This is a genomic window from Parabacteroides sp. 20_3 (assembly GCF_964238835.1).
GTDB lineage: Bacteria > Bacteroidota > Bacteroidia > Bacteroidales > Tannerellaceae > Parabacteroides > Parabacteroides distasonis.
The window spans coordinates 132,139-146,064 of sequence record NZ_CAXSNO010000001.1; the positions used below are offsets into that span (position 1 = coordinate 132,139).

The 13,926-nt window shown below is 44.1% G+C and carries 10 protein-coding genes; 3 read left to right on the forward strand and 7 right to left on the reverse strand.

Features of this window, described 5'->3' with window-relative positions; all coding sequences use genetic code 11:
* Nucleotides 1–52: 52 nt before the first annotated feature.
* Together ACESPU_RS00580 and murB are read right to left on the reverse strand one after the other, a co-directional pair.
* Entirely contained in the window at nucleotides 53–808 is a 756-nt protein-coding gene (locus tag ACESPU_RS00580) for an MBL fold metallo-hydrolase (RefSeq protein ID WP_005862219.1), read from the reverse strand.
* Nucleotides 808–1,821, reverse strand: a complete 1,014-nt coding sequence (murB, locus tag ACESPU_RS00585; protein ID WP_008772127.1) for a UDP-N-acetylmuramate dehydrogenase — start codon at nucleotides 1,819–1,821, stop codon at nucleotides 808–810. The genes ACESPU_RS00580 and murB overlap by 1 nt, the downstream gene beginning before the upstream one ends.
* A 100-nt stretch (nucleotides 1,822–1,921) precedes the next feature.
* On the opposite strand from murB, the gene ACESPU_RS00590 reads away from it, so the two are divergent.
* The 3 genes from ACESPU_RS00590 (at nucleotide 1,922) to upp (ending at nucleotide 4,032) form a co-directional block, all read left to right on the forward strand.
* Nucleotides 1,922–2,758 (forward strand): hypothetical protein, encoded by an 837-nt coding sequence (locus ACESPU_RS00590; RefSeq protein WP_005856838.1) that lies wholly within the window; start codon nucleotides 1,922–1,924, stop codon nucleotides 2,756–2,758.
* 182 nt (nucleotides 2,759–2,940) lie between these two features.
* On the forward strand, nucleotides 2,941–3,225 hold the full coding sequence (locus tag ACESPU_RS00595; protein WP_005856836.1) for an HU family DNA-binding protein: 285 nt from the start codon (nucleotides 2,941–2,943) through the stop codon (nucleotides 3,223–3,225).
* A gap of 153 nt (nucleotides 3,226–3,378) precedes the next feature.
* Nucleotides 3,379–4,032 carry a uracil phosphoribosyltransferase gene (upp, locus tag ACESPU_RS00600; RefSeq protein WP_158532427.1) on the forward strand — a complete coding sequence of 218 codons (654 nt, stop codon included), beginning with the start codon at nucleotides 3,379–3,381 and terminating at the stop codon, nucleotides 4,030–4,032.
* On the opposite strand, the gene ACESPU_RS00605 is transcribed toward upp, so the two are convergent.
* The 5 genes from ACESPU_RS00605 to ACESPU_RS00625 form a co-directional block, all read right to left on the reverse strand.
* Complete coding sequence (locus ACESPU_RS00605; protein ID WP_008772126.1) at nucleotides 3,975–5,873, reverse strand: PAS domain-containing sensor histidine kinase; 1,899 nt, start codon at nucleotides 5,871–5,873, stop codon at nucleotides 3,975–3,977. The two genes, upp and ACESPU_RS00605, sit on opposite strands and share 58 nt — an antisense overlap.
* Nucleotides 5,874–6,011: 138 nt before the next feature.
* Complete coding sequence (locus tag ACESPU_RS00610) at nucleotides 6,012–9,479, reverse strand: DUF1080 domain-containing protein (RefSeq protein ID WP_057326266.1); 3,468 nt, start codon at nucleotides 9,477–9,479, stop codon at nucleotides 6,012–6,014.
* 12 nt (nucleotides 9,480–9,491) lie between these two features.
* Nucleotides 9,492–10,748, reverse strand: coding sequence for a Gfo/Idh/MocA family oxidoreductase (locus ACESPU_RS00615; RefSeq protein WP_005856828.1), 1,257 nt, complete (start codon nucleotides 10,746–10,748; stop codon nucleotides 9,492–9,494).
* A 145-nt stretch (nucleotides 10,749–10,893) separates the two neighbouring features.
* Complete coding sequence (locus ACESPU_RS00620) at nucleotides 10,894–12,294, reverse strand: Gfo/Idh/MocA family protein (protein ID WP_122369440.1); 1,401 nt, start codon at nucleotides 12,292–12,294, stop codon at nucleotides 10,894–10,896.
* A gap of 100 nt (nucleotides 12,295–12,394) precedes the next feature.
* Complete coding sequence (locus ACESPU_RS00625; protein WP_057326268.1) at nucleotides 12,395–13,921, reverse strand: arylsulfatase; 1,527 nt, start codon at nucleotides 13,919–13,921, stop codon at nucleotides 12,395–12,397.
* Between the last annotated feature and the right edge of the window lie 5 nt (nucleotides 13,922–13,926).

Here is a 13,926-nt window from a genome sequence, read left to right on the forward strand (position 1 = left end):
TATTCTCTAGATTTTCAGCTGGCAAAGATAAAGAATCTTTTCAATATATGACTTAAAAAGTCACCGTTAATCCATCATATGAGTAATGTACATGCGGAGGCAACTCTTTTTCAATGACCGCATGCAACCCTATGCGATGACTCATATGGATTAAATAGGCCTCCTTGGGCTGGATACGGGATATATTCGCTAAGGCTTCCTCCAGACTCTCATGCGATTGATGCTCTCCTTTCCGAAGGGCATCAATAACCAATACATCAAGGTTTTCCAACTTAGCGTACTCTTCTTCCGGAAGATATTTAAGGTCGGTCAAGTAAGCCATATTGCCGATACGGAAACCTAAGATCGGCAGCTTAGCGTGCATTACACGGATCGGAGTGATCATGACACCGGCGGCCTCAAACGGTTTCGTCCCGATCGTATGCAAAACCAAATTAGGCACTCCCGGATATTTATGCTCCCGGAAGACATAAGGGATGCGAGTCTTTATCGCCTCCACGACATTGTCTTCCGCATAAATATCCACATCTTTATACCGGCCAAAAGGACGTAGATCATCTAAGCCACCTACATGATCGTAGTGCTCATGAGTTACTAAAACGGCGTCAAAATAGTAAATCTTATTGGTTATCATTTGCCAACGGAAGTCCGGACCACAATCGATCAATATCCGTTTCCCTTCCGTCTCTACCAAGATCGAAGCCCGTAGACGCCAATCACGGGGGTCTTTACTAGTACATACCTCACATTGGCAACCTATCTCAGGATTGCCCGTAGACGTTCCTGTTCCTAAAAAAACGATTTTCATTATCCGACATATTTAACCTCAGGCATAAGCTCTATACCGAAACGATCTTTTACGGCGGTACGAATGCTCTCCGCAACCAACGCGATCTCATGCCCCCGGGCATCTCCTAAATTCACTAATACCAACGCTTGTTTCTCGTAAACACCTACCGGCCCATGGTTTTTACCCTTAAACCCACATTGCTCGATCAACCAACCGGCCGGAACCTTGATCTTTCCTTCCGAAGCGGGATAAGACGGGATTTCCGGGAATTGCTTTTTCAATTTCTCAAAATGCTCTGCCGTAATTATCGGGTTCATAAAGAAACTGCCTGCGTTGCCTAATACTTCCGGATCGGGAAGCTTCTGCCTGCGAATTGTTATGACAGCCTCACGGATCGTTTCCAAAGTAACTTCCGGATATTTCGTCAACTCCTCCTTTAAGTTCCCATAATTAACCGAAAAGCTAGGGTTCTTGGATAGTCGAAGCGTAATATAAGTTATGATGTGGGGGTCATGATGCTCATTCTTGAAATAACTATTACGATATCCATATTCACAATCCGTATTCGTAAAAGTCCGTTTCTCGAATGTCAACTGGTTATAAGCCTCCACGCTCTCGATCACATCCTTGATCTCCATGCCATAAGCCCCGATGTTCTGGATAGCGGCAGCGCCCGCCTCACCGGGTATTAAAGAAAGATTCTCTATACCTCCCCAACCTTTCGATACGGCGTATGCCACGACATCATCCCAGATCTCCGCAGCCCCGACACGAAGCGATACATACTCGTCCGTTTCCGCCGAGATAGAAATCCCCTTGATTCGGGAATGGATGATAATGCCATTATAATCGTTGATGAACAATAGATTGCTCCCGCCTCCTATATGCAAGGATAAACATTCCTGAAAGTATTCATCATGTAAGATTCGTTGCAACTCCTCCTCCGTCTCATACTCCATGAACCAACGTGTCTTTACTGGGAGATGGAACGTATTGTGTTTCTCCAACGAATAATTCTGCTCTATTCTCATCGTCTATTTTATTTTTAGGGCAAAAGTAGTCATAAATAACTCATCCGCAAATTATGTAGTTCCGGATTTTTTCAGTAGATTTGTATATAGAGTTGATCGTATGGATGAGAACACGTCCGGCATATCCGGTGAAATACAGAAGATGATCCTCGACAAGTTAAACACGTTCAATCGAGGAAAAACGTCAGACAAAGGGCGGTACTACATTCTTTTGCCTACCTCAAAGACCTTATATTATACGCTTTGGTTCTTTACGCCTTCGGCCACTTATCATCCGACGGTCTATTTGGCGAATCTCGACTTGAATGCCATCAGCTCGGTGAATAAGGCGATTAAGATGGTAAGCAACTCCTTTCTACCTTTATTTATAACGACAGATATCAAAGACTCTCCCGATAATGGAGACGATATTATTTCTTTCGGTAAATACAGAGGATACCATTTGCATGACATCTATACGATCGATCCCCGATACGTCGTTTGGATAGCCGATAAATATGAGCCTCACGTAAAAAGCGAGATGCGTTTTAAAGAGTTAGCGGTGACCTACAGTAAAATCTATCTCGACCTACAGACCCGTAAGAAATACAAAATGCCTGTAAGCCGCTTTGTAGGAACACCGGGAGAAAAATTGAGCGATTTAAAGTTAACAATCACAAAAGTCCGCATTGAAGACGATTCTTACAAGACACAGATTATCCGTGGTACCGAATATTTCTATGTAGATCAATTGCTCACGGCCGTGGACATCGCCGGAAATTACTTTTTATTGAGGATAAAAGCGAAAGATCGTAGTCTTACCACGCAAACGTTGCCACCGGGCGCTCATGCTTTCCAAGTAGGGGAAAAATTGACTTTGACTTCCGCTAAGGTCTTAAAACATATAGAATCCCGTACTATCAAGTACACACGAATCGGGTATATCAAGATTCAATAAATGTTTCGAAATTCGCAAACTGACACATTATTAACATTTTTTGTTCTTAAAAATGTAACAAACATCTGTAGGCCTTGTTTAATAAGAAACTCAAATGCAAATGTATCTTTGCAAAACGTAACTATAAAACCAGCTTCAAAGTGTACATTTGTAGTGTTTAACAATTTAAAAAATTTGCATTTATGAACAAAGCAGAACTTATAGAGGCTTTAGCAGACAAGACCGGGTTACAAAAGCAAGAAGCAAAGAAAGTATTGGATGCTTACATCGAGATCGTAACTGAGCGTATGTCCGAAAATGAGGAAATCGTACTTGTCGGATTTGGAACACTGATCCCAAGACCGCAAACACAGCGTCTTGCCAGAAATCCTAAAACAGGTACTCCGGTAATGATCCCCGCTCGTACGACCGTAAAATTCAAACCGGGTAAATTCCTCCTTGAGGCGATGAATGCCCACCTGAAATAATAAAGTAACCGAAAACGTAGTAAAAATATCCCCGGTAAGGGGATAAAAAATCATAAGTATGAAATCTTTCATTTATAAGTATGAATGAAAAATTTCATACTTATGATTTTTAGTGTCCAGAAATGATTACTTTTGGACTCAAAAAAAAGACTCATGAGAATCGTCAATCTTGGAGACACAAATTCCATATTAAACAAGTTTGTTGCAGAACTTAGAGATGTAGACATACAAAAAGACAGCCTTCGTTTCCGTCGCAATGTTGAGCGTATCGGAGAAATCATGGCTTACGAGATCAGTAAGGAATTTCATTACAGTACGAAAGACATCCAGTCCCCGCTAGGTATAGCCCCGATGAATACGCCGGACGATCGAATCGTGATTAGTACGATCTTGCGTGCCGGGCTTCCATTCCACCAAGGTTTCCTTCGGTATCTGGATAATGCGGAGAACGCTTTCGTATCCGCTTACCGCAAATATAAAGACCGTTTGAATTTTGATATTCATATCGAATATATCGCCTCTCCTCGCTTAACAGGTAAAACCTTGATCATATCCGACCCGATGTTGGCCACCGGAAGCTCTATGGAATTGGCGTATGAGGCCCTGCTGACCAAAGGAGTACCCGACCATGTACACGTAGCCTCCATCATCTCAAGCAAACAAGCCTTGGAATACTTGCAGAAGAAAATGCCGGATGACAAGACTACAATCTGGATCGCCGCATTAGATAATGACCTCGACGATCATTCTTATATCGTTCCCGGATTAGGCGATGCAGGAGATTTAGCGTTCGGCGAGAAGGAATAGGGATGTGTAAACCAAAACGTACTGCCTTTGCCCAACTCGGAATTTACACCGATCCGACCACCTAGCCTATTTACGATGGTCTCGCAAATAGATAGCCCCAAGCCCGTACCTTGTTTAAACGTATTTCCTTTATAGAAACGATCAAAGATATGGGCTTGTATCTCTTGGCTCATGCCATCCCCCGTATCAGTCACGGAGAATTTTATCTCATCACCTATGATCTCGTAAGCTAAGGTGATACAACCTTCGCTCGTATACTTGATCGCGTTGTTAAGGAAATTGGATATTACCTGCGTCAGCCGCATACGATCGCTATAGATTTGGCATTCCGGTGAATCTTGGGGAGCGATCAGAGCTACGTTATCGGGCATCTTGATACGGAATGAGGTCACGATCTCATTGATCACCTCTTTTACGTTCATATCGGCGAACTTGAAATCCATCGTACCGGATTCAATTTTTGCCAAGTCTAGAATATCACTGATCAATTGAAGCAACATCCGATTATTGCTATCGATGATTTCCACAAACTCATGCCTCTCCTCGGGATCATCCGTTTCCGCCAATAATTGAGAAAAACCGACAATGGCATTTAATGGCGTACGAATCTCATGACTCATATTCGCTAGGAAGGCAGACTTCAAACGATCCAGTTCTTCCGCCCTTTCCCTTTTCAATTGAGAGTCCTTTAACTCCGTGATATCGTAATTAATACAGATCATCTCCGGTTTATTCGGGTCTACGCTTTGAGGGTTACGGGTGATATTGGCGCAAATCCATTTCCATCCGTCACCAGACTTCACACGCACTTCCCTACGGAAATGATGCGCTTTACCCTGTTTCACCTCCTCAAAGAATGAGTTTATATATCCAGCGTCGTTCGGATGAATATAAGAATAAATCCCAATAATTTGGGACAAGGGGGTTCCATCCTTCTCTCCCATATTCTCATACCATTGCTTAATGGCATAGCCCTCAAAGGTATATAAGTCATAAAGGGCATAACCGACTTTAGCGTATACGCTGACCAAGGTAAATACATTCTCAAACTCAGAAATACGGTTATAGGCGATCATCTTTTCCGTATTATCCAAATTAATAAGTAAATAGCTGGAAGGTTCACCTCTTTGGTCATATAAAATACTGGCCTTGGTAACGATATCCATCTCGCCTACTTTCGAGGTGTTATAATAATCATCGACCTTCTTAAACGAATAATTCAGCCGGAAATTCACGGATTTATTCTCCTTGAGTTTCTTGATCACATCTTTAGGCATAATCGGGTTGCTAAAAATATTGACTCCTAAAACGTCCTTCTTTGACCGGATACCGAATATCTCCATATCCTTTGCGTTCAGGTCAATCAAGTAACCGTCCCTGTCATAAAGCTCGACCCCCACAGGTAAATTTACATATAGCTTTCGGAAGATCATCTCATTATGATCGATCATCTTACTAATCTTTTCCTCTTTCAGTTTGAAATTAGGTAAAATCTGTAATATGCCCAACGCTTTTACGCACACTCCATTATTCAACTTACGCTCACATAATCTGGAGCGTACCCATTTTTCCCCAGTCGGTGTTATTATCGGAAATATCTGCTCATACGTATCGACAGATTGGATCGATAAAAAATCCGTAGTAATCAGATCCCTAAAGTCTTCCCGGATTATATAGTAAAATTCAAAAAAAGAGAGATTATTCCCCTTCTTCCCAAATATACTCATTAAATAATCGGAACAGATATAACCTCTTTGAACAAAATCGGCTTCCCACAAGCCAACTTCCGCTCTATCTAATAACAATTTACATTGATCCAATTGAGTCTGTATATCCTCCATAAAAATATCCCTTCCGATAAAATTACACTATGATTTCACAAAGATATAATTTAAATAGTATAAATCCCCTATAATAAAAAAGAGATTGTCTCGAATCACTCAAGACAATCTCTTTATATATTCAAAGCCTGATATAAATTATTTCAATTCCTTGATACGAATATTGCGGAATTTGACAGGGGAACCATGTCCTAAGAAACCTATATGACCTTTTTTGTTAAACAAACCCGGATGCTCCTTTCCATCCGGCGTACCATTCTTCACGGCATCCCGAATATTTCCATCCAAGATTACGACTCCATTCACCGTCACACGGATATGATCGCCATCCGCCATGATCTCTTCCGTATTCCATTCTCCAACCGGCTTGAACGCTTTCGGATGATCCTCACGGGCGGGAATGATACCGTATACGGAACCATGATGTTGCAGCGGAGTGATGTTTCCTTGGTAAATAGGATGTTCACAATCCAAGACCTGCACTTCCATACCTACATATGCTGCGTCTCCTTCCATCGGCGTACGGATACCGACACCGTTATTAGCTCCCGGGGTTAACTGGAAATCAAAACGATAGATAAAGTTTCCGTATTCCTTCTTGGTGTACAGATTACCTCCGAAACTACTGCTTGGAACCATAGAGATACAGCCATCTTCCAAGATATAATCAACCGTGTTTCCAGTCCATTCATGCATATTCGTTCCGTCAAACAAAACCTTGAAGCCTTCTTTTTCCTCTTCCGGCGATAATTTGAACGGTTCTTGTTTTTCCAATTCCTTTACGTAGATATTACGGTAATAGACCTTGCTGCCATGAGCTTGCATCTCGATTTGCTCTACCGGGAAAATCGGAAGCTTGCGATCCCAATAGTTTTCCAGAATCACGTTATCTACCACTTTTTCTCCGTTCAAGACAACCGTCACACGGTCGCCAACCATCTTAATATAGAAGGAATTCCATTCACCTAGTTTATTATCGGCCACTTTCGAAGGCTTGCTCTCATTTACCTGATTGTTATACAAGCCTCCGGAACCTACTTGCGCACCAACATTTACCCGAGAAGTATCCCAGATCTGGACTTGAGGAGTACCACGCAGATAAATACCGGCATCAGCCTCAGGTCCTTTAGGATCCAACATCCAATCAACATACATCTCGAAATCACCATATTGCTTTTCAGTACATAGGTTATCGTACCCAGTACCGTCAAATACTAACAGGCCATTCTCCACTTTCCAGTCACGACGCATATTCTCATCCGCCTTCTCCTGCGCTTTCGCCAATTGAGCCGGTTTCATTTTCGCACGGGCGATCGGATTCTCAACCAAACCTTTCCAACCCGTTAAATCCTTACCATTAAAGATAGAGACAAATCCAACCTCGTCCGGCATCGCATCTAAATGTTGCTTCAAGGCATCGATATCATAACGAGCGTCTTCCCCGTCAAACATGGTCAAAACACGTTTCAAGATAGCCTTCACATTGTCACCCTTATATTCCGGATGGTTACGAGCGATATTCCAAACCGCATAAACAGCCGCAGAACGAACAGCCGCATCGCTTGAATCCAAGAATTCCGACGCATACATCAATGCCAAGAAGGTATCCGCCCGTTGGATCTGACGTAAAATAAGAGCCTTTTGCTCACTCGTCCGGGCGATCTCCATGACTTTCCGCAAGCTCAACAAACGATTCTCTCTCGTAAATGCCGGATTAGATACCAACTGCACATAACGCTTTAACGCCCTGTCGAATACTTGATCGGAAGAGGCTGATTGGCAAACCTTAAATAGTTCATCGGCAGCCTCAATACCCTTCCATGCCAACAAAGCGTCAAGAGCCGCATCCTTGGCCGCTCCATTCCCTTTATTCAATCCTTCCACGATCGTAGCCAAAGCCTCTTTCTCGCCAGTCGCTGATAAGACCTTATAATAAAGATATCTCTTGCTGTCTCCCGCTTGTATCATACGGCGATTCACGTTAGATACTTGAGTTGCCGCCGGTTGTTTAGAGATAGCGGCAATGATCGCATCTTGAAGCGGAGCGACAGCTGAAGCCTCCGCAGTCTCCAACATTCCGCACAATAAAGTGAAATCTTTCTCGGATACTACATCTTTCAATGCGGTATAAGCGGCTTTCTTCACCTCTGATGAGCCGGATTTAATCTGATCCAGTACCGTATTTAGATTCGCGTCGGCCATACGTATCGCCAACAGCTCCAAACCAGCGATTTTCCCGGCATCGGAAGCGGACGGGATCACTTTAGCGACCGCTTGATCAATATCGCCGTTAAATGCCATCAAAGCATCTTGACCCAATAATATCACTTGCTTGTCATTGCTCTTCAACAAATCCGCCAGCACAGGAATGACACTCTTATCACCGATTTTAACCAAAGCCCAAACAGCGGCCTGTTGCACATAGAAATCCTTATCTTTCAATTGGTCCAAAAGAACTTGTCTCGCTGGTAGATCAAAACGAAGTTCCAGATTCTTGATCATGTCATGTTTAGACGGGCATTTGCTTTCACGGCCTATCCAGTTCAAGATATCCACCTTGACTTCCGGCTTCGCCTTTAACATGTGTTTCATGACCTCGATATAAACATTTTGATCAGCGAAACCCGAAGCGAAGTTCAAAGCCGCATTACGGTATCCCTTATCCGTATCTTTCAAAGCCGATAATAAATTCTTCGTAGCAGCTTCCGGCTTAGCGGCCAATAGAATCTGAAGAGCGGCCTCACGGGTCTGTGTCATACCTGCTTTCGTAGACTTCTTCAATAAATCATTCGCTGCTTTCTCCGCATCTTTGGTATCGCCTTGCTCAAGGACACGTTTTATCAAAGCGATATACGCCTCATTCGCCCCGGTCTTTTCCATTTTATAACCGGCTTTCTCGGCAGCGGCGGCTAAATCGCCTAGAGAAGCTTTAGAACCTACACGACTCAACGCATAAAGAACCTCTTTCTGCATATTCTCATCGCTGGAACTAAGCATCACTTTCAATACATTTTCCGCATCAGCGATTTGCACGTCAGCGATCGCACGGATAATATCCTTTTGCGTCTTCGGAGTACCGGAACGACGCATCAAGGAAGCCACCAAAACCTTCTTAGCGTTATCGGTACGGATTGCGGATAACGCACGGGCAGCAGGACCGCTTAGGCTCTCATCGTTCAAATAGCTAGCCAGCGTATCCACACACTCATCTTTTCCCAGTAATTGAAGCTGCCGGATAATAAAAGCCTTTGTCTCCCGGTCGCTCACCTTATCCAAGGCTTTCAAATATGCGTTGGCTGTTGCTAGACGGGCATTTTCCTCACCTTTCGCCATCACGTAGTGAGTCAATCCGCTCAACGCATAATCCACGTTCGAGTTACTGCCTTTTCCCGGAGCGTTAATCTTGTTAATCAACATCAAGACCCCTTCCTCGCCAGTGGAGCTTAGGTCATTAATTAATTTGTTATATTCAGCTTGTTGCTCCGCCGGCATCTGTGCCAGTACATCGGCAACGATCGTCTTCGATGTACGATTAGCCGGGCTTTGAGCCATTAACATGCTACCGCACAACAATAAGCTGGCAATTGATATATATACTTTTTTCATATGTGTATGTGTTTAAATATTCCAAGGCGCTCTCATCGGCTGATCCAACAAACGATTAGCGGCCTCATCATTAATAAATTCCAGTTTTACGGGATCAAAGTGAAGCGTACGATTCAAACGAAGGGCTACGGCACCCATGTTCACGATCGTAGCGGAACGGAAGCCATTACGCTCATTCAAGGCAAAAGGCTGACGAGTCTTTACGCACTCGATAAAGTCGGTAACCTGTGGCTCAGGTTCGGGATAATCGGATAACTTTTTCTCCCAATCCGGGATATCACATACGAAATTCTTATAAACATTCCCGTTCGGTCCGGAAATATAAGGTGTGTTCGGATCCCCGTAATCACCTCCCCAAAGTACGATCTGGCAACCATCCTCATAGGTATACGTAATCGAGCGCCAAGTACCCACGGCGTCCGGATGTTGTTGCGGAGCATCCACCTCTACCTTAACCGGGCTGGTATTATCTTTTCCTAAAAAATATTGTACAGGGTCAATATAATGCTGTCCCATATCCCCTAAACCACCTCCGTCATAATCCCAGTATCCACGGAATGTCTGATGCACACGATGCGGGTTATAAGGTTTGTAAGGAGCCGGCCCCAACCAGAAATCATAATCCAGCTCACTAGGCACCGATTGCGGTTCCAGATATTCTTTACCAACCCAATAGAACTTCCAGTCGAAACCGGTATGCTTGCTGATCGTTACCTTTAGCGGCCAGCCCAACATACCACTTTGAACCAGTTTCTTCAAAGGTTTCACGGGAGTACCCAATCCATAGAACGGGTCTGCGAAACGGAACCAAGTGTTCAAGCGGAACATACGTCCGTATTGCTTCATCGCTTCCATTACCCGTTTACCCTCCCCGATCGTACGGGTCATAGGCTTCTCACACCAAATATCTTTTCCTGCTTTAGCGGCCTCGACAGACATGATACCATGCCAGTGAGGAGGCGTAGCTATATGAACGATATCTACATTAGGATCCAAAATCAAATCACGAAAATCATGGTATGCGGCAATCTTATCCTTTACCAACTGTTTACCTAGCTCCAGATGATTCTTATCGACGTCACACACGGCGACAAGACGAGTCCCGGCATAGTCCACATGTCCACGGCCCATACCACCTGTACCGATAATTCCTTTTGTCAATTGATCACTTGGAGCGATGAATCCATTACCCAACACGTGGCGCGGTACAATCGTAAATGCCGCGATTCCTCCAAGAGTCTTCAGGAAGTCTCTTCTGTTTGTCTTCATAGTACGAATTTAAAATTTAGATAGAATAGATTAACTTGAGTGACAAAAATAATCATAATACTCGAAGAGACAAGAAAAATGTATATAAAAAAGAAAAGGATGCCTTTAACAAAGACATCCTTCCCTAGTATTTTATGAAAATTTATTACAAAGCGAATTGCGGTTGACGGTGAATCCATTGCCCACGGGTGAAATCCGGGAAGTCTACCAAAGCACCGCCACGAGCGATTGACATCTCTGACAAGCCGGAGATAGCGCTCCAAGCGGCAGCGTCATAGCAATCCATTGGAGCCGGTTTTTTATTACGGATAGCGTCGATCAAGTCGTACATCATGATAAAGTCCATACCACCGTGTCCGGCCTCAGCAGCTTGAGACTCTAAAGAAGCCCACAATTTATGATCATATTTCTTGAACCATTCATCGGAATCATCCCAACGATGAGGCTTAGACTTTCCTTGTACATATACATGATCGCCATCATTCATCCATAAACCCTCAGTTCCTTGAACACGGAAACCTAATGAATAAGGACGAGGAGAATTCGTATCATGGGTTACGATGATCGTTTGTCCATTAGAACACTTAATCATAGAAGTCACGATATCTCCCAAATTGAAGTTGACCTTCGCCAACGGATGATTCTCACCTCCATTATCCACGATAAACTTATGCAATCCACGAGATTGAGTAGCCATAGCGGATAAAGAAAGGAAGCGGTTACCACGGTTGATATCCATGCAATTTGCTATCGGTCCGATACCGTGAGTCGGATAGATATCGCCATTACGATGTACGGAATGGTTCGTACGCCATTGAGCCTCGGCGAAAGCCGTCGGGCCCATACGAAGATCACCACTGCCCGGTACATAGTTGTAATGAGTTCCATCATTGAATTTCACCTCACGCAAGTCATGCTCATAACCACAAGTACCATGCAATATCTCGCCGAACAAACCTTGGCGAACCATATTCAACGCAGCCATACAGTCACGACGATAACATACGTTCTCCATGATATTCAAATGGCTTCCGGTAGCTTCCGAAACGTTTACCAAATCCCAACATTCCTCGATCGTATTAGCGGCGGAAACCTCCACGCCTACATAAGGAACACCAGCCTTCATAGCGGCGACAGACATCGGAACGTGCCATTCCCAAGGACTAGCGATAATCACGCAATCAAATTCCTCGTTGTTCAACATTTTCTCAAATTCACGCTCACCTCCCTTATAAACCTTCGGAGCGGGCACATTAAATTTAGCGATATGTTTCAAGGTTCTATCGATCGGCCCCTGTTGGATATCGCAAATCGCTACGATCTTATTACCGGGGATCGCCAATACATTATTAATATGCTCATGGCATCTAGAACCCGTTCCGATGAAACCGAAACGTAATTTACCATCATCTTTACCAGCTGTTTTTTTCTTTTGGGGTTCAGCGGCAGTTGTTGTAGCTCCGGCGTTTCCGGCCATTGCCAAGCCTGCGGCACCAATACCAGCGGCAGATACTTTCTTAAGGAATGAACGACGAGTGTTTTCCATATATTTTATAAATTAGTTTGTGTTTTGAGGATACAAAATTAAAAAAATATTTTTTCAATCAAAACGTTATTGAGTATTTTGAAAAATAAAGAGTCCAAGACTAAAAGTTCGTTATCTTTCCGGTTTCCCTTTTTAGCCTCTCGAAGGTCATCATCATCTGTCGAAGTCTTTTAGGTTCTTTTTCCGCCAAATTAACTTGCTGACCGATGTCTTCCTTTACATTATATAATTGATAACAGTTACTATTTCCGGCAAAGGCAGCCTCCTCCGCGTCGCCATAGGTATCCGGATACGGTGGGATCATGACCCAATCACCATCACGTAGCGCATAATTGAAATAACCTTCCAAGACAAGTTCCTTTCGCCCATTACCACCTTTTCCTAGAAAGACAGGCAAGGTGTTTTGGCTATCTACCTTATCAGAATAGGTCTGTCCGATCAACGCCGACAGCGAGGCTAACAAATCCATCTGGCAAACCAAGGCATCCGACACAGCGCCCGGCTTAACTTCCGCAGGCCAACGAAGCATGAACGGGATACAGGTTCCACCATCATACAAGCTCGTCTTTCCTCCACGAAGCGGTCCGGCCATCTTATGATCCCCAACCAATTCCACGGCTTGATCTTGATAACCGTCATCCAGAACCGGTCCGTTATCGCTAGTGAAAATAACTAATGTATTTTCCGTTAGCCCCAACTTATCCATTTCCTTCAAGAATTCGGTCACGCACCAATCCGCTTCCAAGATAACATCTCCACGAGGTCCCATCCCCGACTTACCCGCAAATCTCTCGTTCGGTACACGAGGTACATGCGGTTGATGCAAGCCATAGTACAGGAAGAAAGGTTTATCCTTATTCTCTTTCATAAAACCTTTCGCCTTCTCAAGGAACAACTCTGCCATATCCTCATCTTTCCATTGGGCGGTCTTGCCTCCTTTCTGGAAACCAATTCGAGGTACACCGTTTACGATAGCGCCGGCATGCCCGACACTCGGGAGCATTCTCAGTAATTCAGGATTATCCTTCCCAGTCGGTTCCCCGGGGAAATTCTCCTTATAACTGACATAGAGAGGATCGCTCGGATCGAGGTTTACACCTCTCCCATTCTCGATAAAGATACAGGGAACCCGGTCATTGGTAGCGGCTTGGATAAAAGAATAGTCGTAACCGATCTCTTTCGCTCCGGGATAAACCAGCTTGTTCCAGTCTACCGCCCCGTCACCTAATCCCAGATGCCATTTGCCGACCGAGCCGGTGACATAGCCCGCTTGCTTCATCACCTTCGGCAAGGTAACCTGTTGAGTATTGATAATCAGAGCCGCATTGCCGGGAAGTATTTTGGCTTCCCTATTTGTCCAAGGATATAATCCGGTAAGCAAGGAATACCGGCTGGGGGTAGAAGTAGCCGCCGTACAATAACCTTGCGTAAAGCGTATGCCTTCATTTGCGATACGATCCATTCCCGGAGTCTGTATGCGATGAGCCCCGTAACAGCTTAGATCACCATACCCGAGATCATCAGCTACGATGATCACCACGTTAGGTTGCCGGGGAGCTGATTGAGCTATTAAAGTTGTTGGCAAGGAAAACCCTGCCAACACACTCATTATACAATACTTATTCATCGCTT

Excerpts from the sequence above, each read along its gene's own strand:
- ACESPU_RS00580 (WP_005862219.1), bottom strand. The coding sequence starts at position 808 with ATGAAAATCGTTTTTTTAGGAACAGGAACGTCTACGGGCAATCCTGAG.
- murB (WP_008772127.1), bottom strand. The coding sequence starts at position 1,821 with ATGAGAATAGAGCAGAATTATTCGTTGGAGAAACACAATACGTTCCAT.
- ACESPU_RS00590 (WP_005856838.1), top strand. The coding sequence starts at position 1,922 with ATGGATGAGAACACGTCCGGCATATCCGGTGAAATACAGAAGATGATC.
- ACESPU_RS00595 (WP_005856836.1), top strand. The coding sequence starts at position 2,941 with ATGAACAAAGCAGAACTTATAGAGGCTTTAGCAGACAAGACCGGGTTA.
- upp (WP_158532427.1), top strand. The coding sequence starts at position 3,379 with ATGAGAATCGTCAATCTTGGAGACACAAATTCCATATTAAACAAGTTT.
- ACESPU_RS00605 (WP_008772126.1), bottom strand. The coding sequence starts at position 5,873 with ATGGAGGATATACAGACTCAATTGGATCAATGTAAATTGTTATTAGAT.
- ACESPU_RS00610 (WP_057326266.1), bottom strand. The coding sequence starts at position 9,479 with ATGAAAAAAGTATATATATCAATTGCCAGCTTATTGTTGTGCGGTAGC.
- ACESPU_RS00615 (WP_005856828.1), bottom strand. The coding sequence starts at position 10,748 with ATGAAGACAAACAGAAGAGACTTCCTGAAGACTCTTGGAGGAATCGCG.
- ACESPU_RS00620 (WP_122369440.1), bottom strand. The coding sequence starts at position 12,294 with ATGGAAAACACTCGTCGTTCATTCCTTAAGAAAGTATCTGCCGCTGGT.
- ACESPU_RS00625 (WP_057326268.1), bottom strand. The coding sequence starts at position 13,921 with ATGAATAAGTATTGTATAATGAGTGTGTTGGCAGGGTTTTCCTTGCCA.